The organism is Amantichitinum ursilacus (assembly GCF_001294205.1).
Taxonomy (GTDB): Bacteria; Pseudomonadota; Gammaproteobacteria; order Burkholderiales; family Chitinibacteraceae; genus Amantichitinum; species Amantichitinum ursilacus.
The window spans coordinates 173,508-200,346 of record NZ_LAQT01000007.1 but is presented as its reverse complement, the minus strand read 5'-3'; the positions used below and the strand labels follow the sequence as shown (position 1 = coordinate 200,346).

Genomic DNA, 26,839 nt, shown 5'->3' with positions numbered 1-26,839 from the left:
GACTTTTTGATGAGTTCACCCTTTACCAAGCTGAAACTGGCCGGTCTGGCCGCCACTTTGATCGGCGCACCTTTATTTGCCGGAGAACCCGCCGCCCCCGCTGATATTGGCGCAGTGCCGGTACAGATTAAAGACAGCGGCCTGCCTGTAGATTGGCAGCAGCGCGGCGTGTTTATGGAAATCCTCGTGCGGTCTTATCAGGACGGCAATGGCGATGGCATTGGCGATTTTAAAGGGCTGACGCAACGGCTGGATTATCTGCAAGCGCTGGGGATTACCGGCGTGTGGTTATTGCCGATCTATCAAAGCTCCGATCATGACCACGGTTATGCGGTGACCAATTACCGCGATATCGAACACGATTACGGCACGCTGGCTGATTTCGACCACTTTGTCGCCGAAGCGCACAAGCGCGGCATAGGCGTGATTCTGGATTACGTCATCAATCACAGCTCGGATATGCATCCGCTATTTACCGCCGCCAATAGCGACCCGGCTTCGCCGTGGCGCAACTGGTATGTGTGGAATGATAAAAAGCCCAAAGGCTGGGTGACTTATGGCGGGGACCCTTGGTATGCCGGCAAAAGCGGTTATTACTACGGCGCGTTTGCCAGCATCATGCCGGACTTTAATTTCCGCACTCCGCAGGTACTGGAATTCCATCTGGACAATCTGCGTTTCTGGATGAATCGCGGCGTGGATGGTTTCCGCTTTGATGCCGTGGGCGCTTTGGTCGAAAACGGCCCCAATCTGTGGGAAAACCAGCCGGAGAATCACGCCATCATGCGCAAGATTCGCGATCTGCTTAATCAATACGGTAAGCGTTATATGGTGGCCGAAGTGCCGAGCGCACCGGCTGAGTTTTCAGCCAGCGATTCGGCGGGCAGTGCATTTGCCTTTGGCTTGCAGACTTCGATTATTAAAAGCGTGCAGATGGGCCGCTCGATGGGCCCGCTATATGACTATCTAAAACAAAAACCCATGCCACGCATGGCCACGTTTTTGTCCAATCACGATAGTTTTGCGGGCGCGCGCATAGGCCAGCAATTGGGCGATGATCCGGGCGCTTATAAACTGGCGGCCGCTACGCTATTAACCTTGCCCGGCATTCCGTTTTTGTATTACGGCGAAGAAATCGGCCAGACCTTTAGCGAACCGGTGCAATACGACGATCAGCGTTTGCGTGGCCCGATGGCATGGGATGGCAGCACGTTTGCCGGGTTCTCCAAGGTCAAACCGTTCCGCGCGCTGGGCAATGATTATCAGCGGCGCAATGTGGCCGTCGAGGCTGGGCAGCCAGGGTCGTTGCTGGAAACCTATCGCAGCCTGATCGCCTTGCGCCGCAACCAACCGGCATTGCAGACCGGTAGCCTGCGCGTGTTGAGCGAAGAAGACGACGCGGTGATGGCGTATGTGCGGGAGAAAGACGGCAAGCAAGTGCTGGTGCTGCTGAACTACAGCCGCAAACCGGCTGAGTTTGCGCTGAAGGGCGATCTGGCCGGCAAGCAATGGGCGCCGCTGTTGAGCAGCAGCGCTTTGTCGCAAGTCGTGACGGGCGACACCGTCAAACTGGTGCCGCAACAAGCGCTGGTGTTGCAAGCGATTGCGCAATAGGGTGGGTCTAGACCCACCACCCAAAGCCGACGAGAAGAAGCAATCAAATTGCGTGGTTCTTCTCGCTGGCTTTGAAAGGCGGGTCCAGACCCACCACCCAAAGCCAAAGCCAAAGCCAAAGAGAAGAAGCAATCAAATTGCGTGGTTCTTCTCGCTGGCTTTGAAAGGTGGGTCCAGACCCACCCTATTGCTGCGGGTTTTTTACACCGTCACGGTGCGGCTCTTGCGGCCGGTGCTGTTGAATGTGGCCAGCTTGATCTCGCCTTTTACCGCGACCGGTTCACCGTAAATCGCGCTGAACACCGTCGGCTCGCTGCCATCGGTGGTGTAGCGCACGGTCAGGCCCGGGGCGCTGACGTTGGCGTGCAGCTTGCCGCCGTCCACCTTCGCGCCCGGCAGCGGAATGCGATAGCCGTAGCCGCCGAGGAAACCATCCAGCCGCACCAGATCGCGCTGGCCCAGGCGGTTGGCAAACTCGTTCCAGTCCGCGTTCATCTTGTCATTGCGTTCGGCTGCATCGGCGATAAAGGTCCAGCCCGGATCAGCCGCCCAGGCGCGTTCGGCCAGCGCAATAATCCGCGGGCAAGCCAGATATTCCACGCGACCGGCATTACGTGCGTTTTCACCCCACAGCTGGCCCTGGATACCCAGCACATTCTGCGTGCCGGTATCGGTCAGCCGCGCCATGGCATCGAGCTGTTTACGATCCAGGTCATGCCCGAACAGGTTGGTGGTGGCTGTGGTGTAAATATCCAGCGGGCAGAACCAGAACGGCTTACGCGTCTCGATAAAGCCGCCCCAGTAATAGCCAGGCTCTTCCGGGTCTTTGGCATACGCCAGATCAAAGTACAGATCGGTGACGTTGCTCAGCACCACCTTGTAGCCCGCGTTGGCCAACTGATACGCGATATCTTCCTGGCCCCAGCCCCACACGTTGTTCCAGATATACGGGCGGAAATTGGCGTCGGTAAATTTCGGGTTCGGCGCCAGCTTGTGGCTGCCGTCGGCTTGCTGTTCCTTGATCAGCGCAATTTCTTCCCATCCCGCCACCGCCAGGCCATGCCGCTGCAGCACGTCGCGGAAGCGACCAAGGAAGTAATCCTGCAATTGCTGAATGGTTTCAAAGCCTTGCTCGGCCATAAACGCTTTGCAGATCGGGCTGCCTTCCCATGCGCCGTGCGGAATCTCGTCGCCACCGGTGTGCAGGGCCTTGAACGGCGCACCGGCTTCTTCAAACATGGCGTGCAAGTCACTGACCACGGTTTCGATAAAGCGATACGCCGATTCGCGGCCGATGCAGATCACATTGTCGTGCCACAACTGCACCGATTCGTACTTTGATTCGTCGTCAAAATCAGCCAGCAAATATTCTTCGGCTTCGTTCACGCGGCCTTGCGCCAGCAGGCGTTGATGGCGCGTATTCATCGCCTTGATCGCGGCGCGGGCGTGGCCCGGTACGTCGATTTCGGGGATGACTTCGATATGGCGATCAGTAGCAAAGCGCAGGATTTCGATAAAGTCAGCGCGCGTGTAAAAGCCGGTGCCGTGCGAACCTTCGGCCACCGCGCCTGAGCCAAAGCTCGGCACCACCTGGTCGGTTTCGTCCAGCGTAAAGCCGCGGCGGCTGCCGATTTCGGTCAGCTCGGGCAGCGTGGGGATCTCGATACGCCAGCCTTCGTCATCGGTGATGTGAAAGTGGAATTTGTTCAGCTTGTACAGCGCCATCACTTCCAGCAGGCGCAACACGGTTTCTTTGCTGGAGAAGTTACGGCCCACATCGATATGCATGCCGCGATAAGCAAAGCGCGGCGCGTCGACCACGATGACGGCAGGCACAGCCAGCGTCGGCGCGGGGTTAACCCAGGCGCTGACGGGCAGCAACTGGCGCAGGCTTTGAATGCCATTGAATACACCCGCCGCGGTGGCGCCGGTAATGCTGATGCCAGCGCTGGTCACTTCCAGGCGATAGGCTTCTTCCGCCGCGCCGGTGTGGCCTTTGACTTCAACCGAGCCAATCTGCAGCGTAATGCCCGCGCCGGCTGCGGCGCGTGACGGACGCACGCCCAGGTCAGCCAGGCTTTGCTGCAGAAAGGCGGCTTCGGCGGCCAGATCATCGCTATGGACGATCAGCGTGGCGGCGTCGATCACAAATTCGCCGTGGCCCTTGGTCAACGACAGCGGCTTGGGCGTAATCAGGCCGGTTTGCGCCGCGGGCAGCAGGCTGAGCATGGCATTGTCGTCAAAGCGGCTGGCGGCGGTTACCGGCGTTACTTTGTCGTTGAGGTTGCGATTGCGTTGTTCCGGGCGGGTAAACGCGATGATTTCCGGGTCGCCAATCGCTGAGGCGTGCGCGGCCGGGGTGCCATCGTCGTACACGATATAAAAGCCGAGCGGGGCGTCGGTGTTCTGGATCACCCAGAACATGCCGCGATAGGTGATCTTGCGGCTGGCACCGGGTTCCAGCGTGCCAAAGTCGGCCGTGGGCGTCAGTTGCCACAGATCGCCATTGATATGTTTGATGCCCACGCCGCCCGTCACCGAATCGGGGTGCACTTTGCGGCAGAAGCTGAAATAGATTGCCCAGTCATTGCCCGACAGCGCCGTGGCGGAATGGTTGGTGAGCGTGAGTTCACACTCGAAATTGTCGCCATCGACATGATTGCCGATGTTTTGCCATGTCAGCTTGAGCTGGCTACCTGCGGGACGGGTCATTTGTTTGTTTCCTCGACGAATCCTGAATCCTGAAAAAATCTGATACCCATAGGGTGGGTCAAGACCCACCAGCCAAAGTGGTTTGCCAAGTGCGCGACCTCAGCGTGGCAGCAGCTAAACCGATAAACCCGGCTGTATGCAAAGTGACTGGCTTCTGCAGGCGGCTTTGATTGGTGGGTCCAGACCCACCCTATGGGTTCTCCGGCCTTTGGGGGGCCGTGTTGTAGGTGTAGCGTAGGCCTTTGTGCGGGCTTGTGATCCGATCCGGGCAATCACAGCAAAGTCTTTTTTTGTAGGCCGCCCGGACAGATGCTGCATCAGCATTTTCTGATTGCCTAGTAGAAACACCCTAGGCGTGGTTTTTTTGCCTGGATCTGCCGTTTGATACAAATCTGATTGCAAAAGCGTGATGCGGGCGTCAGTTGGGGCCAAACGCAGGCCAATCGGACAGCCGCAAAGCACGCATTTTCGGTACAATTACGCCTCCGTTTACCTCTGCCAAATCCGGACCCTACACATGGCTGATGTCCTCAAGCTGCGCGGCGGCACCGCGCTTTCTGCGTTCCGCGTCGAAAAACTCCAGGCCGCGCTGGCCGAACAAGGGATCAAAGCAGCGATCTACGCCGAATTCTGGCACTTTGCCGAAACCACACAGCCGCTGGATGCCGCCGAGCAAGATACGCTGGCGCGCGTGCTGCATTATGGCGAACCGGCGCAAACCGACGCCGCCGTGGGTACCTTGCTGCTGGTGCTGCCGCGTCTGGGCACCATCTCGCCGTGGTCCTCCAAAGCCAGTGACATCCTGCATCACTGTGGTCTGGAAAAAATCACCCGCATCGAACGCGGCATTGCCGTGTACGCCAGCAAAGACGGCCAGCCGCTGTCCGATGCAGAAAAAACCGCGCTGCTGCCGCTGGTGCACGACCGCATGACCGAACAGGTGTTCGAATCGCTGGATGCCTGCCAGGACATGTTCCACCATTACGCGCCGCGCGAACTGTCCAGTGTCGATATCCTGGCCGGTGGGCGCGAAGCGCTGGCCAAGGCCAATATCGACAGCGGTTTCGCCCTGTCGGATGACGAAATCGATTACCTGGTCGAGAACTACAAAAAGCTGGGCCGCAATCCCACCGACGTTGAACTGACCATGTTTGCCCAGGCCAACTCGGAACATTGCCGTCACAAGATTTTTAACGCTGACTTTGTCATTGATGGCGAAGAACAGCCGTATTCGCTGTTTGGCATGATCCGCGAAACGCACAAGGCGCATCCGGAAGGCACCGTCGTGGCCTACAACGACAACTCGTCCGTGATTGAAGGCGCCACCATTGGCCGCTTCTTTCCGCAGCCGGGCAGCGCCGAATACAACTACGTTGAGCAATCAACCCACATTCTGATGAAGGTGGAAACGCACAATCACCCGACCGCGATCTCGCCCTTCCCTGGCGCGGCCACCGGTTCGGGCGGCGAAATCCGTGATGAAGGCGCAACGGGCCGTGGTTCCAAGCCCAAGGCGGGTTTGTCGGGCTTTACCGTGTCCAACCTCAATATTCCGGGCGCATTGCAGCCGTGGGAAACCGAGCAATACGGCAAGCCGGAACGCATTGCGTCGCCGCTGCAGATCATGATCGAAGGCCCGATCGGCGCGGCCGCGTTCAACAACGAATTTGGTCGCCCCAACCTGGCGGGCTATTTCCGTACCTTTGAAGAAACCTGGCAAGGCGAGCGTCGCGGCTATCACAAGCCCATCATGCTGGCGGGCGGTCTGGGCAATATCAGCGCCATCCACATTGGCAAAAACGATCTGCCTGATGGCGCGTTGCTGATCCAGATTGGCGGCCCTGGCATGCTGATCGGCATGGGCGGCGGTGCGGCCAGTTCGATGGCCACTGGCGCCAACGCAGCTGATCTCGACTTTGATTCGGTGCAGCGTGGCAACCCGGAAATCCAGCGTCGCGCGCAGGAAGTGATTGACCGCTGCTGGCAACTGGGCGCCAACAACCCGATCCTGTCTATCCATGACGTGGGCGCGGGCGGCATCTCCAACGCCTTCCCCGAGCTGGTGGATGGCGCGGACCGTGGTGCGGTGTTCCACCTGCGCAAGGTGCATATCGAAGAACACGGCATGGCCCCGCGTGAAATCTGGTCCAACGAATCGCAAGAACGCTACGTGCTGGCGATCATGCCCGATTCGATCGATGACTTTGCCGCCATCTGCGAACGCGAGCGTTGCCCGTTTGCTGTGGTCGGCCATGCCACCGCAGAAAAACAACTGATCGTGGAAGACGATCACTTCGGCAATCGCCCGGTCGATATGCCGATGAATGTGTTGCTGGGCAAACCGCCCAAGATGACGCGTGATGTCACGCGCAAGCCGGTGGAACGCCCGGTGTTCAACACGTCCGACCTCGAAGTGAAAGACGCCACCTTCCGCGTGTTGCGTCTGCCCAGCGTGGCCAATAAATCCTTTTTGATCACCATCGGTGACCGCTCGGTGGGCGGCATGACCGTGCGCGACCAGATGGTGGGTCCGTGGCAAGTTCCGGTGGCCGACGTGGCCGTCACCACCATGGGTTACGACACCGTGCTGGGCGAAGCCATGAGCATGGGCGAACGCACGCCGGTGGCGCTGATCAACGCGCCCGCCTCGGGCCGCATGGCCGTGGGCGAAGCGCTGACCAACCTGGCCGCCGCGCCGATCGCCAAGCTGGGCGACGTCAAGCTGTCGGCCAACTGGATGGCCGCTGCCGGCCACGCCGGTGAAGACGCCAATCTGTATGACACCGTCAAAGCCGTCGGCCTGGATTTGTGCCGCGAGTTGGGCGTCAGCATTCCGGTGGGTAAAGATTCTTTGTCGATGAAGTCGGTGTGGAACGATGGCGGCGATCAGAAACAAGTGATCTCGCCGCTGTCGCTGATCATCTCGGCCTTTGCCCCGGTCACCGACGTGCGCAAGACGCTGACGCCGATGCTGAAGCCCGAGTTTGATACCGATCTGATCCTGATTGATCTGGGCGATGGCAAGTGTCGCTTGGGCGGTTCGGCGCTGGCGCAGGTGTACAACCAGGTGGGCCAATGGGCGCCGGATGTGGTCAGCGTGGAGCGTCTCAAATCATTCTTTGAAATTATCCAGAAGCTGAACGCCGAAGGCCGCATCCTGGCTTATCACGATCGCTCGGATGGTGGCGTGGTGGCGGCGGTGGCCGAAATGATGTTTGCCAGCCACGTTGGCGTGACGCTGGAAATTGACGAGCTGTGTATCGAGCGTCGTCGTCGTGCGCGCGAAGAAGACGAACAGACGCAGGAATCCATCGAGAAGGCCGAAAACGGTCGCGTGATGGGCGTGCTGTTTAACGAAGAACTGGGCGCGGTGCTGCAGGTCAAGCGCAGCGATACCGCGGCCGTCATCGCCGCCTTCAGCAATGTGGGCATCCGCAGCGAACTGCACGTGATTGGTACGCTCAACCACGATGACCGCCTGAAGATCAAAAAGCGCAACCGTCTGCTGCTGGACGAAACGCGCGTTGAACTGCAAAAAGCCTGGAGCGAAACCAGCTATCGCATTCAACGTCTGCGTGACAACCCGGCCGTGGCCGATGCTGAATTTGCCCGCATCGAAGACAAACAGGATAAAGGTCTGGTCGCGACGTTGTCGTTTGAGCCGTCCGAAGATATTGCCGCGCCGTACATTGCCAAGGGCGTGCGTCCTGGCATCGCGGTGCTGCGCGAACAGGGCGTGAACGGCCACGTGGAAATGGCCGCAGCGTTTGACCGCGCCGGTTTCCGCGCGGTTGACGTGCACATGAGCGACATCATCTCGGGCCGCATCAGCCTGGCCGACTTCCAAGGCTTTGCCGCGTGCGGTGGTTTCTCGTACGGCGACGTGCTGGGCGCGGGCGAAGGCTGGGCCAAGTCCATCCTGTTTAACGCGCGGGCGCGTGCTGAATTTGAAGCGTTCTTCGGGCGCAGCGATACCTTCGGCCTGGGCGTGTGTAACGGTTGCCAGATGATGGCCAACCTGGCCGGCATCATCCCGGGCGCGCAAGACTGGCCCAAATTTACCCGCAACAAGTCGGAGCAATTCGAGGCGCGGCTGGTGAATGTGGAAGTGCCGGAATCGCCGTCGCTGTTCTTCAGCGGCATGGCGGGCAGCAAGATGCCGGTGGTGGTGTCGCACGGCGAAGGTTTTGCCGATTTCAGCCAGCAAGGTGATCTGGGCAAGGCGATTGTGGCCATGCGTTATGTCGATAGCGCGGGCAAACCCACTGAGCGCTATCCGCTTAACCCCAATGGCAGCCCGAAAGGCGTGGCGGGCGTAACGACCGCAGATGGCCGCTTCAGCCTGATGATGCCGCACCCGGAACGCACCTTCCGCAGCGTTAACATGAGCTGGCACCCGGAGCATTGGGGCGAAGACAGCCCGTGGATGCGCATGTTCCGCAACGCGCGCAAGTGGTTGGGTTAAACGCTTGAAGTTGCGCGGCAGCCCGGTGCGGTCGGATTTATCCTGCGACCGCTCCGGCGTCCGGCGGATGTTGCAATAGGCGGTGTTAGCGCAAAGTAGGGCGCAAAGAAAAAGGCGATGATCACTTCGCCTTTTTTTACGGCTATAACCCATGGGATAGCTGCGCATGCCGCGCCGCATAAAACCCAGAACACCGCCCGGAGCTTCCCCATGTATTTGAAACGCTACTTGTCTTATGCGCTGCTGGCGCTGGTGGCCATGCCCGCCTTTGCGGCCGATGCACCCAAACTGGATCTGACGCTGCCCGAGTCGGTTAAAGAACAGCCCAAGCCCGACGCAGCCTCGCAAGCGGCCGAAACCCAGGACAAAGCCAACTGCGCTGATTTGATCAAGGAACGTGACGATCTGAAGAAAGACCCGATCGACCGCGAGACCGGCACCATTACGCTGGGCCGCAAAAAACGCCTGGCCGCGCTGGATGAACTGATCAACAAACAACAGTGCTACAAAGCGCAATGACATAGGGTGGGTCAGGACCCTCCGCCCCAAGTGGCGTAACAGAGCGCGACGCTTTGCTATGCGGCTTTGGAGGGTGGGTCCAGACCCACCCTATGCGCAGTGCGGCGTAGGGTGCGTTACCCCCGGTTTTGGGGGCAACGCACATTCCGGTTATGCCATGGACGTCATTGGCCCCCATGGGGCCGCCCGCCGGCCGCCCAAGCGGCACGCGCCACGCTCACCGGGCATCCGGCAATGTCGCCGCCTAGCGCCGTGCCAGCGCCAGCAAGCCACCCACCGCAAAAAACGCCCCGCCGCAGCCGCGATTAAACAACTTGATACGACGTGGGCTAGCCAGCCATGCGGCCAGCCTGGCGCCACCGGCGGCATAGGCCACTTGCCACGTGCCTTCGATAATAAAAAACGTCGTTAGCAGCACCACCCACTGGTGTTGCTGCGGCAGATTCGGATCGACAAACTGCGGCAGAAACGCGCCCGCAAACAGAATCGCCTTCGGGTTCGACAGCGCTACAGCAAGGCCCAGGCGATAGCGTTTGGCGGCGGATTCACCATCAGCGCGCGGCAGATGCAGGCTCGCGCCCGCGCGCCAGCACTGAATGCCTAAATACACCAGGTAAGCCGCACCGACGATTTTTAAAAGCATGAACAGCGTCGCCGAAGCCGCCAGAATCGCTGCCAGCCCAAACGCCGACAGCGTAAACAGAATGGCCAGGCCCGACAGCGCGCCCGCCATCGTCGCCAGTGTGCGTTGCCAGCCATAACGCGTGCCGTGCGACAGCATCAGCAACATATTCGGCCCCGGCGTGGCGGAGATCAGCAAAGTGGTGGCGACAAAAGCCAGCCAGAGGTCGAGGCGCATCAGGTAATTCCTTGAGGGATGACCGGGTGGTCAGGGTCAGCGGGGTCTATGCATTTTGCATGACTGCGCCGCGAGAGGAAACCCGCAGCGGGCCGTGATGGCGGCAATCACCGTTCAGGCCGAGGCCGCGTTGCGCAGGGCCGGATGATCGCGCGTGGGCTTGTCGAGGTAATAGCCCTGCACCAGATCCACGCCGATATCGACCAGCATGTTGTAGATGGCTTCGTTTTCGACAAACTCGGCGATGGTGGTCTTGCCCATATCGCGCGCCATGGCGACGATGCCGCGCACAAATACCTGGCTGTCGTGGTCGTGCGGCAGATCGCGGATAAAGAAACCGTCGATCTTCAGCACATCGGCCTTCAGTTGCTTGAGATAGGCAAACGAAGCAAAGCCATTGCCGAAGTCATCCAGGCACACGGTACAGCCGGTGGCGCGCAAGGCATCAATAAAGCGTTGCGCATCGCGCATATCCGACACGGCGGCGGTTTCGGTCAGCTCCACCAGCAAGCGGCGCGGATCAACGCAATGCAATCGCAGCAAGGAGCCGATAAATTCCGGCAGCGCGGGCTCGTCAAACGAGCGGCCCGACACGTTGATGGCCACCGATGGAATATCCGGGCGCGCGGCCAGCAATTCCACCGTGCGTTTGATCACCCAACGGTCGATATCGACGATCTTGCCGGTTTTTTCCGCATGCGGAATAAAGTGCCCCGGCATGATTACGCCGCCCGGGTTCTGCACGTCTTTCATGCGCACCAGTGCTTCCAGATGCTCCAGTTCGCGCGTGTTGACGTCGTAGATGCCCTGGTAATGCAGTTCGAAGCCGTCGGATTCCAGCGCCTGCATGATGCGGTCTTTCCAGCTCAGCCGGTTAAACGCGCTGCGCGACACATCGGCATCGGGGCGATACATGCGCCACGTGGCTTTGCCCGCGGCTTTGGCCTGGTACATGGCCGAATCGGCATGCGCCACCAGTTCGCCTGGCGTGGTGGCGTGTTGCGGGAACATCGCCACGCCCACCGACGACGACGGCCGCAGTTGATGGCCGTCCACCGCAAACTGGATTTGCAACACCGCACCGGCGATGCGTTCGGCCAGTTTGCCGACTTCAAATTCATTGCAATCAGGCACCAGAATCGCAAATTCATCGCCACCCAGGCGCGACAGCACTTCGTGTCGGCGCACCTGCAGGCCGATTTCTTTGGCGATGGTCTTCAGCAGCTCGTCGCCGACCGCATGACCAAAGGTGTCGTTTACGTATTTGAATTCATCCAGATCAAAAAACAGCAGCGCCATGGCGGTCTGGCGGCGATCGGCTTCCGACACCATGCGTTCCAGTTCCTGCTGGAAGCGGTGGCGGTTGTACAAGCCGGTGAGCGCGTCGCGTTCGGCCAGATTGATCATGCGCTCGGCCATCTGGCGCTGTTGCGTAACGTCTTCGTACACCCACATCTTGCCGGCGTGATTGTGCTGGCCCGCCACGCGATAACACTGCTGCGTGACGGCGCGGCCGTCGTGCATGGTCAGTTCGCCATAATCGACGCGGTCTTCGCCCGGGGCGATTTCTTCAAGGTAATGGATAACCAGGTCGCCCAGATCGGGGCGGTTGTCGGCTTGCTGCAGAATCTGGCCAATCGGTTTGCCATCCAGATTGCCCAGCGCATCCAGACCCCACAGATCGGAAAACGCCGGGTTATAGAACACGATGCGGTTATGTTCATCCACAAACAACACGCCAAAGCGCATTGCCGCCAGCAGTGCGGTCAAGCGGGCGCGTTCCTGTTCGGCGCGATGCAGATAGCTGTCGCCCAGCGCTTGCAGTTGCCGCAATTCCTGCACCGCCTTCTTGAGGGCAAGGCGGTCTTCTTTGAGCGCGGAGTTGTCACGCAGGCTCAAGCGCAGGCCTTGATATTCGCCTTGCGCATTACGCAATGGTTGCCATGCCAGCGCGGCCCAGAACAAGGAGCCATCGCGGCGCACGGCGCGGAATTCAAAGTCCGCTTCAGACGTCGGTTGTTTGAGCGCGGCCTGCAATGTCTGCACCAGGCGGCCGCGCTCTTCGGCCATGGCCAGGGTAAACGGAAAATCACCCAGCATCATGCATTCGTTGACGCTGTAGCCGGTCAGCGGTGTAACCGAGGCATTTACCCACGCCAGGCGGCCGTCGGGATCAAGCCACAGCTCGACGCCATAGGTGCATTCGGCGATGGCTTTGTAGCGCGCTTCGCTGAGTTGCAACGACAGCATATTGGCGCGGATGCTGGCGGTCATATCGTTAAAGCGGGTGGTGAGGCGCGCGACTTCGTCGCTGCCAGCCTGCACCGGAATCTCGGAGAGCTGGCCGCGGCTGGCGGTTTCGACTGCGGTAATCAATCGGTACAGATGGCGGGTTAGCCAATAGCCCAGCAAAGCCATCAACACCGCGGACACGATCATGCCAAAGATCATGCTGAGCGAGTTTTGCAAAATCAGCTTTTGAATGCCGTCGCGTGTGTCCTGGCCGGACAAACCAAAACGTAAGGTGCCGAGCGTTTCATTGCCATATTTGATCGGGACAGCCACGTGGATCAGCGGCGGCAAATCTTGCCAGGCGGCGGGCGGGGTAGGGGCGGGCAGCGGTTGCGATACATCCCAACCACGGGCGGCGGTGATGTGGTGATGCTTGTCCAGCAGCACCAGGTAATCAATGCCTTCCGGGCCGCGCAACGCATCCAGCAAATCGGAGGTATGCGCCATATCGCCATTGGCAATCGGCGTGGCCAGCGCGGCCTGGAGTAATTGCGACAATTCGTTAACGCGCACATCTGTGTTGTGCGCCACCATGTCGTTCCAGATTCGCGACGTATTAAACAGCAGAAACGCCAGCACCACGCACTGAACGAGGATGCCGGCGACAATCAGTCGGGCACGCAGCGAACCGGGGATGGGCACAGAAGGCATTTCGGGCCAGAACCTCGCAAGTAGCGGACAGTGCGGTTGTCGATTTCGGTCCACGCAGCAGACCGGCGCCTTGCTGGGGCGCCGGTAGGTTGGGGTGTCCGTTCATGCTGTTTGTAAGCCAGCAAACTTTATGAGCGTGTCATAAATTGCCAGCGCAAGCAAACCTTACCGTGGGTCGCGGTGAAATGGCCCACTGAGCGCCATTGCTTTGTCGCGTTTTTGCCTAATTCTTGAGCGGCTTGATAAACACCTTGGAGCGCCGCTGATAGTTGTACAGGTTCTTTTTTTCGATCGGCAGTTCATCCACCGTGGCTTGCGTAAAGCCGCGCTCCACAAACCAGTGCGAGGTGCGCGTGGTGAGCGCAAACAACGATTCCATGCCTTGGCTGCGGGCCTGCAATTCCACGTGGCGCAGTAAAACCGCGCCACGATCTTCATCGCGATAATCGGGATGCACCACCAGACAGGCCATTTCGGCCATCTTGCTGTCCGGGAAAGGATGGATGGCGACGCAACCGATAATCTTGCCGTCGTGTTCCAGCACCGAATACCGATTGATTTCGCGTTCCAGCAACTCGCGGCCACGCTTGACCAGCACGCCTTGTTCTTCCAGCGGCTCAATCAGTTGCAGCATACCGCCGACGTCGTCAATCACGGCCTGGCGCATGGTCTCCAGCGTTTCACGCGAGATCATGGTGCCTATCCCTTCGTGACTGAACAACTCCATCAGCAAACCGCCGTCCACATTGTGGCTAACCAGATGCGCCCGCGCCACACCGCGCCGCACCGCGCGGATGGCTTGCGGCAGATACAGCCGCACGTCTTCGTTGACGTTGGGGTTGGCCGACAGGAATTCTTCGGCTTCCAGCGCAGTCAGTTCGGTTTGCAGATTGCCGCGCTGATCCACCACGCCTTCGTGGCCAAACAAAAACAATAGCTTGGTAGCGCGCAGCGCGATGGCGGCGCTGGTGGCGACATCTTCCAACGTCAGGTTAAACACCTCGCCGGTGGGCGAATAACCCAAGGTGGACAACAGCACCAGCTCGCCGTCTTCCAGCCGATAGTTAAGCGCCGTGGTATCAATCTTGCGCACTTCGCCGGTATAGAGCAGATCCAGCCCGTCGCGCACGCCCATCGGTTGCGCCGTAATAAAGTTACCGGCCGAAACGCGGATATGCGCATTGGCCATCGGCGAGTTTGCCAAGCCCATCGACAACAGCGATTCGATGTCTACGCGCACCTGGCCGACGGCCTGAATCACGCATTCCAGCGTGTTCGCGTCCGTCACCCGCACGCCTTTATGATAATGAACATCAAGCCCGCGTTCTTCCATGCGGGTTTCGATTTGCGGTCGCGCGCCATGCACCAGCACCAGGCGCACGCCCAGGCTGGTCAACAGGTTGATATCGTGGGTCAGCGTAAAAAAGCGGCCATCGCGCACCACCTCGCCGCCCAGCGCAATGACAAACGTCTTGCCGCGAAATGCGTGGATATATGGGGCGGCCTGGCGAAACCATTGCACGAAATCATCAGGTTGCATTCATTACTCCGTGACAGGCACTAACATCGGAAAACTGGATTGTAGGGCATAATTGGCGCGGGTTTGCGGCTTGTGGCTGTATCGGTTTGCAATTGATTTGCACCCCGGCCCGCCGCAGGGCCTGGTCATAGGGCAGAGGGCGTGTCCTGTAGGACATATCTGGCGTACACATGCGCACAAATTTCTGCCCAATTTTAATAATCGCAGGAGTAAGATTCTTCGCCATGAAAAAGCTCAGACTCCTCTCATTATTGGTGGCCGCCGCCTCTGCATTCGCACAAGCCGCGCCGGTTGATTCGATCACTTTCGCCGTGGGCCAGACCACTCGCCCGACCAGCGATCTCAAGCCCAACACTTACCGTATCTCGGTGACCAAGGACTGGGGTGTGGACTGGTTTGATACGTCGGTGGGTAACCTGACCGGTTATTGGGAACTGGCGGCAGGTAAATTCCGCCCGTCCAACAGCACCGACTACGATGTGGATATCGTGCCGATGTTCCGCTATCAGTTTCATACCAGCAGCAGCTGGTGTAACCCGTTTATTGAAGGCGGCGTGGGCGTGGCTTATCTGACCGAGCATAAAGTGGCCGAAGACCACGATATGAGCTCGCACGGTCAGTTTAGCGATCGCGTGGGCGTGGGTTGCTCGTTTGACAAGGGCCACCAGGAACTCGGCTTTAACTTCCACCACTTCTCGAACGCCGGCATCGACAAACCGAACCCCGGGATTGATTTCATGTTCTTGCGCTATGGCTATCATTTCTGATTAGCCGGGTTTAACAACAATGTTTAGAGGGCCGCGATTGCGGCCCTTGTTTGTTTGGGCGTTTGCGATTGGTTTTTTGGGGATTGGGTTGGGCTGTAATTCTTTAGATGCTTAGGTTGCGGGGTATTTTTTGATGTTTGGTTGGTGGCTAATAAACCTTTAAACGCTTAGCCTGCGGCGCATGTTTTGATGTTTGGCTGGTGCCGTATGAACCTTTAACCGCTTGTGCCTGCGGCGCATGTTTGGATACCCGGGGGTGCCCGGGAGCACGTTACTTTTCTTTGCTTCGCCAAAGAAAAGATAACCAAAAGAAAGGCGACCCCACTCGCGAATCCTTCGCTCGCCAGGGGGCCCGCAGGTCAAAAGCCGAAACGGACCGTCTTGCACTTCGATGGCTCAGCTGCCGCTCCGCGGAACTTCGGTCGGACGGAGCCCCAAAGAACGGGTCTCCTTCCCCTCCCTCGACAGGTAATGCCTGCTGTTGGGACGCCGGGTTTGCCTCGTTGCTACGCAACATCGGGTGGGCGTGGTTGCGACGGGTGACAGTGAACATCGGCACCGCCCGCTTAACGCGCCCATCCCCGCACGGCCACCGCCGTCTGATTTGTCACCGTTCCCGCCACGTACCACCAACATCTCATAGGGTGGGTCAAGACCCACCAACCAAAGCCACATGCAAGAATGTTCGGCTTAATACAACCGACGATTTCATCACCCCAGCTCGCAGGCACGCGTAGGGTGCGTTACCCGTAGGGCAACGCACATTTCCATGATTACGCCATGCCCATCATTCCTTGCCGCCATCCGGATTTCGCGTCTTTCACAACTTCGGTGGCATAACCCAAATGTGCGTTGTCCCCGCACGCGAGGACAAGACCCTACGGGTAACGCACCCTACGTTTCTTGCATGCCTCCGTGGTAAGGCAAGCATGCGGGCGTTTGGGCTGGCTGTTCTTGCGTGCCTTAGTGAAGAGGTAAATATGCGCGGTTTCGGCCCGGCCGTTCTTGTTTGCTACTTTGGGTGGTGGGTCTTGACCCACCCTATTGGACCGCAGCGTAAATCAGACGAAAGCGATAAGCACACACAAACCCCATTCACTGTCACGGCCCAGCATCCACGCCCACCCGATGTTGCGCAGCAACGAGGCCAGCGTGGCTAGCAAACCAACACCATATCCTGAGCGCGCGAAGGTAGGAGACCGGCTTTACCGGGCTCCGACTGAGCGTCGCGTCCGCGGAGCGGCAGCTATGCAACCCAAAGGATGTGCTTGAGGCTTTTGACCTACCCCCGCATTGCGGCAGCTAAGGGCGGCCTCTTTGGTTACTTTCTCGGCTGTAGGAGAAAGTGACGTGCTCCCGGGCACCCCCGGGTATCAAAAATGCGCCGCAGGCTAAGCGTTAAACGATCTGTTCGGCACCAGCCGAACACCCCAAAACACGCCGCCAGACTCAAGCAGCAATGACTCAAGCAGCAATGACTCAATCAACAAAAACTCAAGCTGCAAAGTCTCAATCATTAAAGAACCGAGCGACAAAGACCCAAGCAGCAAAGGTTCAATCAACAAAGACTCAATCAACAAAGACTCAATCAACAAAACCCCATCGCCAAACCAGCCCCCGCAACCCCAACATCTACCCCACCACCACATCCCCCTCCACCACCACCCGCTGCACCATCAACGCCCGATCCAGCACCACATAATCCGCCCACGCCCCGATCCCCAGCCGCCCGCGATCCGCCACGCCCAGGTATTCCGCCGGATAGCGCGACACCCGGTTGCTGGCGTCTTCCAGCGTCAGCCCGATGCCGACCAGGTTGCGCAATGCCACGTCCATGGTCAGCGCGCTGCCGGCCAGCGTGCCGTCGGGCAAGCGCACGCCGCCCATGCATTTGGTGATGGTGCGGCCTTCGTCTTTGCGATATTCGCCGTCGGGCAAGCCGGTGGCCACCGACGCATCCGTCACGCAGTACAACTTGGGGATGGCGCGAAATGCCGTGCGCATTGCGCCGGGGTGCACGTGGATCAGGTCGGGGATCAGTTCGCTGTAATGCGCATGCGCCAGCGCCGCGCCCACCATGCCGGGGGCGCGGTGGTTCAGCACCGACATCGCATTATATAAATGGGTAAACCCGGCCACGCCGTGTTGTAGCGCCGCCACGCCGTCCTCATAACTGCCCAGCGAATGCCCAATCTGCACGCGCACGCCGCGCGCGGTCAGTTGCTGGATGATTTCCGCGTGGCCTGCCAGTTCCGGCGCCAGCGTCAGCACCCGCACCGGCACGGCCGCCAGGTATTGTTCGACCTCATCCATCACCGCGGTACGCGCATGCGCGGGCAGCCCGCCCAAGCGTTCGCCATTGACATACGGCCCTTCCAGATGCACGCCCAGATAACGCGCCGCGCCTGCGGCCCGATGTTCGATCGGCTCGGCCAGCGCTTGCAGCGAGGCCAGCAAGCGCGAGTGCGGCGCGTTGACGGTGGTGGCCAGCATCGCGGTGGTGCCGTGCTGCGCATGGCGTCGCGCAATCGCCACAGCGGCGTCAGCGCCGTCCATCACATTGTGGCCGTCCGCGCCGTGCACATGCAGGTCCACAAAACCGGGCAGCACATAACCGTATGTATTGTTTGCAGGGTTAACCGGCGCGGCGTGCAGGGCGCTGATCCGACCAGCGTCGCTGGTCAGTGTGCCCAAGCGCCAGCCGTCGGCGGTAAGGATATTGGCATAGGGTGAGGTCGACATCGGGGCTCCGGAACGGCGGTGGCTTTCAGCATGCTGCCGCCGATGTTGCAAGGGTCGTACAGCGTTCATTGTGACGGCCACGCCACTTCTGCAAGTAAAAAAACGTTACAGCCGACGAAGCGCAGGCTAGCACCAGCAAACACTGGTTTTCTCATCAACCAGAGGGCGGTTTTGGGTTGCCCAATATTTAAGCAGGCGTTAGAATTCGCGCCTTTTCCGCACTCCAGGCACCCATGCAGATCGGGCCGTATTCCTTACACAACAACCTGTTTGTCGCGCCGATGGCGGGTGTGACTGACCGGCCGTACCGGCAACTGTGCCGGCACTTTGGCGCGGGTTATGCGGTGTCGGAAATGATTACGGCCAATAACGCGCTGTGGGACAACGTTAAAACGCGGCGGCGGATGGACCATGCGGGCGAGCCCGGGCCGATTGCAGTGCAGATTGCCGGCTCTGATCCGGCCATGCTGGCGCAGGCGGCGCGGCTGAATGTGGAACTGGGCGCGCAGATTATCGATATCAATATGGGCTGCCCGGCCAAAAAGGTGTGCAACAAGCTGGCCGGATCGGCATTGCTGAAAGACGAAGCGCTGGTGGGCGAAATCCTCGATGCCGTGGTGGCGGCGGTGGATGTGCCGGTCACGCTTAAAACGCGCCTGGGTTTTTGTAATGGTGAAGAGAACATTTTGCGTGTGGCGCAACGCGCCGAAGCCGCTGGTATCGCCGCGCTGGCGGTGCATGGCCGCACGCGGGAAGACATGTATAACGGCGCGGCGCGTTACGAGCTGATCCGCCAGGTCAAACAAAGCATCGCGATTCCGGTGATCGCCAACGGCGATATTGATACACCGCAAAAAGCGCGCGAGGTGCTGGCGCAAACTGGCGCAGATGCCGTCATGGTGGGCCGCGCGGCGCAAGGGCGGCCGTGGTTGTTTCGCGAGATTGCGTATTTTCTGGCCACCGGCGAAACGCTGCCGCCGCCGCAAGTAACCGAAATCCGCGATGTGCTGGATGGCCATCTGGATGAGCTGTACGCGTTTTATGGCGAGTACTCGGGCTGTCGCATCGCCCGCAAGCATATCGCCTGGTATACCCGCGGCCTGCACGATGGCAACGCGTTCCGTCAGGCCATGTATCAACTGGATAGCACCGCCGCGCAACATGCCGCCGTGCGCCAGTATTTTGACGAGCTGGGCCGCCGCGGCGACCGGCTGCAATACGAAGACACGCAAGCCGCCGGTGATGATCTCGCCGACGCGCCGCTGGCAGCCTGACCGCCAGCAAGGGCCGCGCCCCTGGCAGCTTTTGCACATCGCAAACTGTCGCCGCGCACAGGTTTTAATCAAAGTAGCCGTGCGCCCAGCACAAATAAAACAGACCGGGCGCCGTTTGGGGAAAGAGCAATGAACCAGCCAGCAGTACTGACCTTTACCAGTGAGATCGATCCGATTGCCGAGGCCATCCGTGCGTCTTTGCAGCAATATTTTGATGATCTGGATGGTGAAGCGCCGTGCGCCTTGTATGAAATGGTGTTGTCGCGGGTGGAAAAGCCGTTGCTTGAAATGGTGCTGGATCATGTAGCCGGCAATCAGACCCGTGCGGCCGATGTGTTGGGCATCAATCGCAATACCTTGCGTAAAAAGCTGCAGACCTACGACATGCTGTAACCGGGATCGCCACGCGGGCGAGGTCCGGCGCGGCGACATCCGGTAAAGATCTTGCTGTTTTTTCCGGCTAGCCCGTGCCAGGTAGCCGACGCGGCCTGTTTGTGCCGCGCTTCTTAGTCCCGCAGAAATCCAGGAAAAGCAAATGACCACCATCAAACGCGCGCTGATCAGTGTCTCGGACAAGACCGGCGTTCTCGAATTTGCCCAGGCACTGGCTGGCCACGGCGTTGAAATCCTGTCCACCGGCGGCACTGCGCGCCTGCTGGCCGACCACAATGTGCCGGTGATCGAAGTGGCTGATTACACCGGTTTTCCGGAAATGCTGGATGGCCGCGTCAAGACGCTGCATCCCAAAATCCACGGCGGCATTCTGGGCCGTCGCGATCTGCCCGCCCATGTGGCCATGATGGCCGAGCACGACATCGGCAATATTGATCTGGTGTGCGTCAACCTGTACCCGTTTGAAGCCACCATTGCGCGCCCCGATTGCACGTTTGAAGACGCCATCGAAAACATCGATATCGGTGGCCCGGCCATGGTGCGTTCCGCCGCCAAAAACCACGCGCATGTTGCCATCGTGACGGACGCCGCTGATTACGCGCCGCTGCTGGCCGAACTGGCCGCCCATAACGGTGCGCTGTCGCAAACCACGCGCGTTAATCTGGCCAAGAAAGCCTTCAGCCATACCGCTGCCTATGACGGCGCCATTTCCAACTATCTGACCGCACTGGCCGATAACGGCGAAAAGAAAGTATGGCCCGACCGTCTGAACCTGCAGTTCAGCAAAGTTCAGGACATGCGTTACGGTGAAAACCCGCACCAGGCCGCCGCGTTCTATCGTGATCTGGACCCGGCAGCGGGCAGCCTGGCCAGCTATGAACAATTGCAGGGCAAAGAACTGTCGTACAACAACATTGCCGATAGCGATGCCGCGTGGGAAGCCGTCAAGCAGTTTGACGAACCCGCATGTGTGATCGTCAAGCATGCCAATCCGTGTGGCGTGGCCATCGGTGCGGATGCCTTCAGCGCCTATCGTCTGGCGTTTGCCACAGACCCGACGTCAGCCTTTGGTGGGATTATTGCGTTTAACCGTGAAGTGGATGGCGACACGGTACAAGCCGTGGCGGCGCAATTTCTGGAAGTGCTGATCGCGCCGTCGTATACGGCCGAAGCGCTGGCGTTGCTGGCCAAAAAAGTAAACGTGCGCGTGTTGCGTGTGCCGTTGCTGGCGGGCGCCAACCACTTTGACGTCAAGCGCGTCGGTGGCGGCCTGCTGGTGCAAACGCCGGACCTGCACGCGTTGACGCTGAATGATCTGAAAGTGGTCACCAAAAAAGCACCGACGCCGGAGCAACTGGGCGATCTGCTGTTTGCATGGCGCGTGGCCAAGTTCGTCAAGTCCAACGCCATTGTGTTCTGCGGCAAGGGCCAGACGCTGGGCATTGGCGCCGGCCAGATGAGCCGGGTGGATTCCACCCGCATCGCTGCCATCAAGGCGCGCAATGCAGGCCTGGAACTGCGCGGTTCGGTGGCGGCGTCGGATGCGTTCTTCCCGTTCCGCGATGGTGTGGATGTGATCGCCGAAAACGGCGTGTCCGCCATCATCCAGCCGGGCGGCTCGGTGCGCGATGAAGAAGTGATTGCCGCAGCCGATGAGCACGGCATTGCAATGGTGGTTACGGGTATCCGTCACTTCCGTCACTAAGAAGTCATCCCTTGCCGGATGCCTGCCCTGGGTGACGCATGATCACAGACGGGGCGGGCAGGCAGGGGCGGTGTGCCGCTGCAGGCCAGTTGCATGTTTTTTTTTATAAGAAATCATTATGAGAAAACATTGGCTTGCGGGCATCCTGGCCCTGAGCATGGCGTCGGCAGCCAGTTCCTGTCTGGCGCTGGAATGCAGCGGCATGGGCAGCTGGCTTAACGCCGCCTGCCAGCGTGTGGACGATACGTTTTCTACGGGTACGCCCGACCTGTATTTCTCGGGTTACACGTGGCACGATCCGGCCACCTACGACGAAGACAAACGCAAAACCTTTAATGATCATGCCTGGGGCCTGGGCTTTGGTCGGCACACCACCGACGCGCAAGGCAATGACGATATCGTCTACGGCATGGTGTTTTCGGATTCGCATTACAAACCCGAGTTGCTGACCGGCTATGCCCGGTTGTGGTTTGCGCCGGTGGCCGGGCAGTGGTCAGTGGCGGCCGGTTACACGGCCGGGCTGACTTCGCGCCGCGATATTTTTGGCGGCATACCGTTTCCGATCGTGCTGCCGCTGGCCGCAGTGCGCTACGACAAGCTTTCGGTGATGGGAACCTTCATTCCCAAAGTGGGCGGTGGTTTCAATCACGGCAACGTCGCCTTCTTTTTCGGGCGTTACGAGTACTAATTAAAAAGCAGGGAAATCGAGATGAATGTGCTGGTAATCGGTAATGGCGGGCGCGAACACGCGCTGGCCTGGAAGTTGTCGCAATCGTCGCGTGTGACCAAGGTGTTTGTGGCGCCGGGCAATGCCGGCACTGCGCTGGAGCCCAATCTGACCAATGTCGAGATCACTGACATTGCCGAGCTGGTGGCGTTTGCGCAAAAAGAGCACGTGCAGCTGACGGTGGTGGGTCCCGAAGCCCCGCTGTCGCAAGGCGTGGTGGATGCGTTTCGCCTGGCGGGCCTGAAGATCTTCGGCCCGGCCAAGGCCGCCGCCCAGCTGGAAAGCTCGAAAGATTTTGCCAAGGCGTTCATGAAGCGCCACCACATTCCGACCGCCGATTACGAGACCTTCTCCGATGCCGCCCAGGCGCATGCCTATGTGGATGCCAAGGGCGCGCCGATTGTGATCAAGGCCGATGGCCTGGCCGCCGGCAAGGGCGTGGTGGTGGCAATGTCGCTGCAAGAAGCGCACGACGCCATTGATGCCATGTTGTCGGACAACAAACTGGGCGACGCCGGTGCGCGCGTGGTTATCGAAGAATTCCTCACGGGCGAAGAAGCCAGCTTTATCGTGATGGTGGATGGCAAAAACGTGCTGCCGCTGGCGTCTAGCCAGGATCACAAGCGCCTGCTGGATGCCGACGAAGGCCCCAACACCGGGGGCATGGGCGCGTACAGCCCGGCCCCGGTGGTGACGCCGGAAATCCACGCCAAAGCCATGCGCGAAATCATTCTGCCCACCGTGCAAGGCATGGCGCGCGATGGCATCGTCTACACCGGCTTTTTGTACGCCGGCTTGATGATCGGCCCGGATGGCTCGGTAAAGACGCTGGAATTCAACTGTCGCATGGGTGACCCGGAAACCCAGCCCATCATGCTGCGCCTGAAAAGCGATCTGGTGCCGCTGGTGGAGCACGCCGTCAATGGCACGCTGGATAAGGCCGAAGTGGAGTGGGATCGCCGCGTGGCGTTGGGCGTGGTGATGGCTGCCGCCAATTACCCGGATACCCCGCGCAAAGGCGACGTGATCCGCAATCTGCCCGCTGCGGCCGATGATGGCCACGTGTTCCACGCCGGTACGTCGCTGAATGCCGATGGCGCGCCGCAAACCAGTGGTGGCCGCGTGTTGTGCGTGACGGCGTTTGGCGAGAACTTTGCCGCCGCGCAAAAGCGTGCTTATGAATTGCTGGCCGGCATCGAGTTTGATGGCGCGCAATTCCGCCGCGATATTGGCTGGCGCGCTATTGGCCGCGCCCCGAAAGCGCAGTCGTAAGCAGTAACACCGTTTATCGATAGTAGTAACAACGCCCGGACTACCTTGTCCGGGCATTGATCGACATCAAAGTCCAGGGCGCTCACGGCTCGCATCATTCTCGACATTGAGAATTATTCTTGTCTGTGAGACGCCATGTCTACCCTGCTTGCCTTGCCACTGCACCAGTCCGCCACGGTGCTTGATCTGGCCACCCCTGTTGATTTAACCCGCCGTCTTGCGGCCATGGGCTTGCGCCGTGGTTGCCAGGTGACCGTCTTGCGCCGCGCCAGTTGGCGTGGGCCGTTGCAGATCCGCGTAGATAGCCATACCGAGCTGATGTTGCGCCGTATTCACGCCGCGTTTATCACGGTGAGCGCCGAGGTGGCCGCATGAGCAGCGCACGCCATATCGCACTGGTGGGCATGCCCAATACCGGCAAATCCACCTTGTTTAATCGTTTGACCGGCGGCAATGCGCGCGTGGCCAACTGGCCGGGGCTGACGGTGGAACTGGCCACGCAACGCGTGCTGTTGGGGTCGCAGATGGCGCGCATCGTCGATCTGCCCGGTATTTATGACCTGAGCGGCGGCGCAGAAGACGAACGCGTGGCGCAGCAGTTTCTGGCGGCCACCCCGTTGCAGGCGCTGGTGGTGGTGCTCAACGCCTGCCAACTGGCGCGGCAACTGGCGTTGGTGCTGCAGCTCAAGGCGCTGGGCGCTCCCTTGCTGGTGGTGCTGAATATGAGCGATGAGGCGCGCCAGGCCGGCATCCGCATCGATACCGCCGGGCTGGCGGCCGAGCTGGGTTGTCCGGTGCTGGCCGTGTCGGCGCGGCTGGGCGAGGGCGTGGCCGAACTGCGCACGGCCATGGGCCGGATGCTGCAGCAGCCCGATCCGCACACGCTGGATCTGAGCCGCGCCGCGCCGGCCGCCGATTGGCACGCGCAAGAAGTCGCGCTATGGAAACGCCACGTGCAACATCCGCCCACACTGGCCGCGGGCCCCACCGCGCGCATCGATCACTGGATTCTGCATCCGGCTGCGGGCTTGCCGCTGTTTGTGCTGACCATGTTTGCGCTATTCCAGCTGACCTTTGCCTTGGGTACCCCGCTGCAGGATGGCATTGGTGACCTGTTCAGCTGGTTTCGCGGCGCGGCGTTGCAACCGCTGTTGGCCCATGCGCCTGCGCTGCTGCAGGGCATTTTGCTGGACGGCGTGTATGACGGCGTCAGTACCGTGCTGTCATTTGCACCGCTGATTCTGCTGTTTTTTATGTTGATGGCGGTCATTGAAGACTCCGGCTACTTCGCCCGCGCCGCGTTCATGATGGATGGCCTGATGAGCCGCGTCGGGCTGGATGGGCGCGGTTTTGTCATGCTGATGATGGGCTTTGGCTGCAATGTGCCCGCGCTGATGGGCACGCGCGTAATTCGTGATCCGCGTGGACGGCGGCTGACCATGCTGACGATCCCGTTTGCGTTGTGTTCGGCGCGGCTGCAGATTTTTCTGTTTTTAACCGCCGCGCTGTTTACGCAAAGCCAGGCGCCATGGGTGTTGACGGGCCTGTATCTGGTCAGTCTGCTGGTGGCGCTGGGCACCGCGTGGCTGTTGCGCGGTCGGCAGATCTGCAGCGAGCCGTTTGCGCTGGAACTGCCGCCGTATCGCTTGCCGTTGTGGCGGCAGATGTTTGCGCGCGGGTGGGGCGAATGCCGCTCGTTTCTGCGTATGGCGTCGACCATGATTGTGGCGGGCGTGGTGTTGGTGTGGTTTCTCACGCATTACCCGGATCAGCACAACAGCTTTGCCGAAATGCTGGCGCGCGCCATGGCGCCGGTACTGACGCCGATAGGCATCCAGTCCGAAATGGCGGTGGCGCTGGTGTTTGGCTTTGTCGCCAAAGAAGTGGTGCTGGGCGCGTTGGCCGTAATTACCGGCACTGAAGGCGCAGCGCTGGCGCAGCACCTGGCCGGCAGCATGGACCATCTGGCCGCGCTGTCGTTCATGTTGTTTACGCTGATCTACGTGCCGTGCGTGGCCACCATCGCTACCGTGCGCAAAGAATCCAGAAGCAACTGGTTTGCGGCGGGATCGGTGGTGTGGTCGCTGGGGCTGGCGTGGGTGTTGTGCTTTGTGTTTTACCAAAGCGCCCGCTGGTTCTTTGGCTAAGGCGCGGGCTGCAGGCGCTCAGGTGCTTTCGCGTGCCTGCAAGGTAAAGCTCAGATCCTGCATGGGCTCGGCCGGCGTGTTGCCGGACATCAAATCCAGCAACATGCTCGCTGCGGCGTGGCCGATGTCGTAACGCGGTGTGCGGATGGTGGTTAGCGTCGGCGTGGCCCAGGCTGCGCCATCCAGATCATTAAAGCCGGCCACTGCCAACCGCTGCGGCACGGCTATTCCGTTGCGCTGGCAATACGTCAGCACGCCCAGCGCCAGATCGTCGTTACAGCAAAACACGGCATCGATCTCGGGGCGTTGTTGCAGCGCCTTGGCAATCATGCTGGCGCCCAAGCCTATGCCGGAATGTTCGGGCGTTAGCCATTCCAGGTCTTCCCGATAAATGCCCGCTTCCTGCAAGGCCTGGCGATATCCGGCCGCCCGTTGCATTACCCGCTCATCCAGCCGCGCGCCAAAAAACGCCACATTGCGATAACCGCGTTGCAACAGATGTTGCGTTAACGCCGCGCCGGCTGCTTGCTGCGAAAAGCCGACGCAATAACGCTGGGCCTGCGGGTCCAGCCCCATCATGTGCACCACCGGAATATGCAATTTATCCAGCCACGTGCGCATGCCGTCGCTCTGGCGCAGGCCGGTCAGCAAGATGCCGTCCGGCGCATGCGATAGATAGGTGCGCAGCAAACGTTCTTCGCGCGCGTCGTCGTAGCCGGTGTTGCCAATCAGGATTTGGTAGTGGTGCGGGTCGAGCACGTCATTGATGCCCGCCAGGGTATCGATAAACACGGTGTTGGAAAGCGACGGAATCAGCACCACCACGGTTTGCGAACGTGACGACACCAGCGTGCGCGCCGAACGATTAGGCACATAGCCCAGCGCATCGACCGCGGCCAGGATGCGCTCGCGCACGGCTTCGGACACGCGCTCGGGCGTATTGAGCGCGCGCGACACGGTAATGGCGCTAACGCCCACCTGCGCGGCCACATCGTGCAGGGTAGCGGCGCGCGAGGCGCGTTCTTTGGGTTTTCTGGGCATGCGATGGTTCTATTTCATTCAGGTTAAACAGCGCGGCAAGCATACCGCAAAACAGCAACCGCGCCGCCGCTGGGCGTGCGCGCATCAGGTTATTCATTTATTGATGCGTGGGTGGCTGT

The 26,839-nt window shown here is 60.0% G+C and carries 17 protein-coding genes; 11 read left to right on the top strand and 6 right to left on the bottom strand.

Features of this window, described 5'->3' with window-relative positions; all coding sequences use genetic code 11:
- Positions 1 to 9: 9 nt before the first annotated feature.
- Positions 10 to 1,614 (top strand): alpha-amylase family glycosyl hydrolase, encoded by a 1,605-nt coding sequence (locus WG78_RS09525; protein WP_053937577.1) that lies wholly within the window; start codon positions 10 to 12, stop codon positions 1,612 to 1,614.
- 201 nt (positions 1,615 to 1,815) lie between these two features.
- On the opposite strand, the gene WG78_RS09520 is transcribed toward WG78_RS09525, so the two are convergent.
- A complete protein-coding gene (locus tag WG78_RS09520; protein ID WP_053937576.1) occupies positions 1,816 to 4,326 on the bottom strand; it encodes a family 20 glycosylhydrolase in 2,511 nt (836 codons plus the stop codon).
- A gap of 517 nt (positions 4,327 to 4,843) precedes the next feature.
- Between WG78_RS09520 and purL the strand changes: the two genes are divergently transcribed.
- Both purL and WG78_RS09510 read left to right on the top strand, forming a co-directional pair.
- Positions 4,844 to 8,791, top strand: coding sequence for a phosphoribosylformylglycinamidine synthase (gene purL, locus WG78_RS09515; RefSeq protein WP_053937575.1), 3,948 nt, complete (start codon positions 4,844 to 4,846; stop codon positions 8,789 to 8,791).
- Positions 8,792 to 9,001: 210 nt separating this feature from the next.
- On the top strand, positions 9,002 to 9,310 hold the full coding sequence (locus tag WG78_RS09510; protein ID WP_053937574.1) for a hypothetical protein: 309 nt from the start codon (positions 9,002 to 9,004) through the stop codon (positions 9,308 to 9,310).
- 244 nt (positions 9,311 to 9,554) lie between these two features.
- Here the strand turns inward: WG78_RS09510 and WG78_RS09505 are convergent, their stop codons facing one another.
- From WG78_RS09505 to argA, 3 genes are all read right to left on the bottom strand, one after another.
- Entirely contained in the window at positions 9,555 to 10,169 is a 615-nt protein-coding gene (locus WG78_RS09505) for a LysE family translocator (protein WP_053937573.1), read from the bottom strand.
- A 114-nt stretch (positions 10,170 to 10,283) separates the two neighbouring features.
- On the bottom strand, positions 10,284 to 13,112 hold the full coding sequence (locus WG78_RS09500; protein WP_053937572.1) for an EAL domain-containing protein: 2,829 nt from the start codon (positions 13,110 to 13,112) through the stop codon (positions 10,284 to 10,286).
- 223 nt (positions 13,113 to 13,335) lie between these two features.
- A complete protein-coding gene (argA, locus tag WG78_RS09495) occupies positions 13,336 to 14,652 on the bottom strand; it encodes an amino-acid N-acetyltransferase (RefSeq protein ID WP_053937571.1) in 1,317 nt (438 codons plus the stop codon).
- Between the two features lie 224 nt (positions 14,653 to 14,876).
- On the opposite strand from argA, the gene WG78_RS09490 reads away from it, so the two are divergent.
- Complete coding sequence (locus WG78_RS09490) at positions 14,877 to 15,419, top strand: acyloxyacyl hydrolase (protein ID WP_161805091.1); 543 nt, start codon at positions 14,877 to 14,879, stop codon at positions 15,417 to 15,419.
- Between the two features lie 1,632 nt (positions 15,420 to 17,051).
- Here WG78_RS09490 and nagA read toward each other — a convergent pair.
- Positions 17,052 to 18,161 carry an N-acetylglucosamine-6-phosphate deacetylase gene (gene nagA / locus WG78_RS09480; protein ID WP_053937568.1) on the bottom strand — a complete coding sequence of 370 codons (1,110 nt, stop codon included), beginning with the start codon at positions 18,159 to 18,161 and terminating at the stop codon, positions 17,052 to 17,054.
- A gap of 233 nt (positions 18,162 to 18,394) precedes the next feature.
- On the opposite strand from nagA, the gene dusB reads away from it, so the two are divergent.
- The 7 genes from dusB to feoB all read left to right on the top strand — a co-directional run bounded on the left by dusB (position 18,395) and on the right by feoB (position 25,679).
- Positions 18,395 to 19,435 (top strand): tRNA dihydrouridine synthase DusB, encoded by a 1,041-nt coding sequence (dusB, locus tag WG78_RS09475; RefSeq protein ID WP_053937567.1) that lies wholly within the window; start codon positions 18,395 to 18,397, stop codon positions 19,433 to 19,435.
- A 129-nt stretch (positions 19,436 to 19,564) separates the two neighbouring features.
- Positions 19,565 to 19,828 carry a DNA-binding transcriptional regulator Fis gene (fis, locus tag WG78_RS09470; RefSeq protein WP_053937566.1) on the top strand — a complete coding sequence of 88 codons (264 nt, stop codon included), beginning with the start codon at positions 19,565 to 19,567 and terminating at the stop codon, positions 19,826 to 19,828.
- 142 nt (positions 19,829 to 19,970) lie between these two features.
- A complete protein-coding gene (gene purH / locus WG78_RS09465; protein ID WP_053937565.1) occupies positions 19,971 to 21,533 on the top strand; it encodes a bifunctional phosphoribosylaminoimidazolecarboxamide formyltransferase/IMP cyclohydrolase in 1,563 nt (520 codons plus the stop codon).
- Positions 21,534 to 21,651: 118 nt separating this feature from the next.
- The gene (locus tag WG78_RS09460; protein ID WP_053937564.1) at positions 21,652 to 22,221 is read left to right on the top strand and encodes a hypothetical protein; all 570 of its coding nucleotides are present in this window, start codon (positions 21,652 to 21,654) and stop codon (positions 22,219 to 22,221) included.
- A gap of 21 nt (positions 22,222 to 22,242) precedes the next feature.
- The gene (purD, locus tag WG78_RS09455; protein WP_053937563.1) at positions 22,243 to 23,532 is read left to right on the top strand and encodes a phosphoribosylamine--glycine ligase; all 1,290 of its coding nucleotides are present in this window, start codon (positions 22,243 to 22,245) and stop codon (positions 23,530 to 23,532) included.
- 135 nt (positions 23,533 to 23,667) lie between these two features.
- Positions 23,668 to 23,907: a FeoA family protein gene (locus tag WG78_RS09450; RefSeq protein WP_053937562.1), complete on the top strand. Its 240-nt coding sequence runs from the start codon at positions 23,668 to 23,670 to the stop codon at positions 23,905 to 23,907.
- Positions 23,904 to 25,679, top strand: coding sequence for a ferrous iron transport protein B (feoB, locus tag WG78_RS09445; RefSeq protein ID WP_053937561.1), 1,776 nt, complete (start codon positions 23,904 to 23,906; stop codon positions 25,677 to 25,679). The genes WG78_RS09450 and feoB overlap by 4 nt, the downstream gene beginning before the upstream one ends.
- A gap of 18 nt (positions 25,680 to 25,697) precedes the next feature.
- Here feoB and gntR read toward each other — a convergent pair whose 3' ends face one another.
- Positions 25,698 to 26,720 carry an HTH-type transcriptional regulator GntR gene (gntR, locus tag WG78_RS09440; protein WP_053937560.1) on the bottom strand — a complete coding sequence of 341 codons (1,023 nt, stop codon included), beginning with the start codon at positions 26,718 to 26,720 and terminating at the stop codon, positions 25,698 to 25,700.
- Between the last annotated feature and the right edge of the window lie 119 nt (positions 26,721 to 26,839).

Coding starts and splice junctions, on each gene's coding strand:
- WG78_RS09525 (WP_053937577.1), top strand. CDS start 10: ATGAGTTCACCCTTTACCAAGCTGAAACTGGCCGGTCTGGCCGCCACT.
- WG78_RS09520 (WP_053937576.1), bottom strand. CDS start 4,326: ATGACCCGTCCCGCAGGTAGCCAGCTCAAGCTGACATGGCAAAACATC.
- purL (WP_053937575.1), top strand. CDS start 4,844: ATGGCTGATGTCCTCAAGCTGCGCGGCGGCACCGCGCTTTCTGCGTTC.
- WG78_RS09510 (WP_053937574.1), top strand. CDS start 9,002: ATGTATTTGAAACGCTACTTGTCTTATGCGCTGCTGGCGCTGGTGGCC.
- WG78_RS09505 (WP_053937573.1), bottom strand. CDS start 10,169: ATGCGCCTCGACCTCTGGCTGGCTTTTGTCGCCACCACTTTGCTGATC.
- WG78_RS09500 (WP_053937572.1), bottom strand. CDS start 13,112: ATGCCTTCTGTGCCCATCCCCGGTTCGCTGCGTGCCCGACTGATTGTC.
- argA (WP_053937571.1), bottom strand. CDS start 14,652: ATGCAACCTGATGATTTCGTGCAATGGTTTCGCCAGGCCGCCCCATAT.
- WG78_RS09490 (WP_161805091.1), top strand. CDS start 14,877: ATGAAAAAGCTCAGACTCCTCTCATTATTGGTGGCCGCCGCCTCTGCA.
- nagA (WP_053937568.1), bottom strand. CDS start 18,161: ATGTCGACCTCACCCTATGCCAATATCCTTACCGCCGACGGCTGGCGC.
- dusB (WP_053937567.1), top strand. CDS start 18,395: ATGCAGATCGGGCCGTATTCCTTACACAACAACCTGTTTGTCGCGCCG.
- fis (WP_053937566.1), top strand. CDS start 19,565: ATGAACCAGCCAGCAGTACTGACCTTTACCAGTGAGATCGATCCGATT.
- purH (WP_053937565.1), top strand. CDS start 19,971: ATGACCACCATCAAACGCGCGCTGATCAGTGTCTCGGACAAGACCGGC.
- WG78_RS09460 (WP_053937564.1), top strand. CDS start 21,652: ATGAGAAAACATTGGCTTGCGGGCATCCTGGCCCTGAGCATGGCGTCG.
- purD (WP_053937563.1), top strand. CDS start 22,243: ATGAATGTGCTGGTAATCGGTAATGGCGGGCGCGAACACGCGCTGGCC.
- WG78_RS09450 (WP_053937562.1), top strand. CDS start 23,668: ATGTCTACCCTGCTTGCCTTGCCACTGCACCAGTCCGCCACGGTGCTT.
- feoB (WP_053937561.1), top strand. CDS start 23,904: ATGAGCAGCGCACGCCATATCGCACTGGTGGGCATGCCCAATACCGGC.
- gntR (WP_053937560.1), bottom strand. CDS start 26,720: ATGCCCAGAAAACCCAAAGAACGCGCCTCGCGCGCCGCTACCCTGCAC.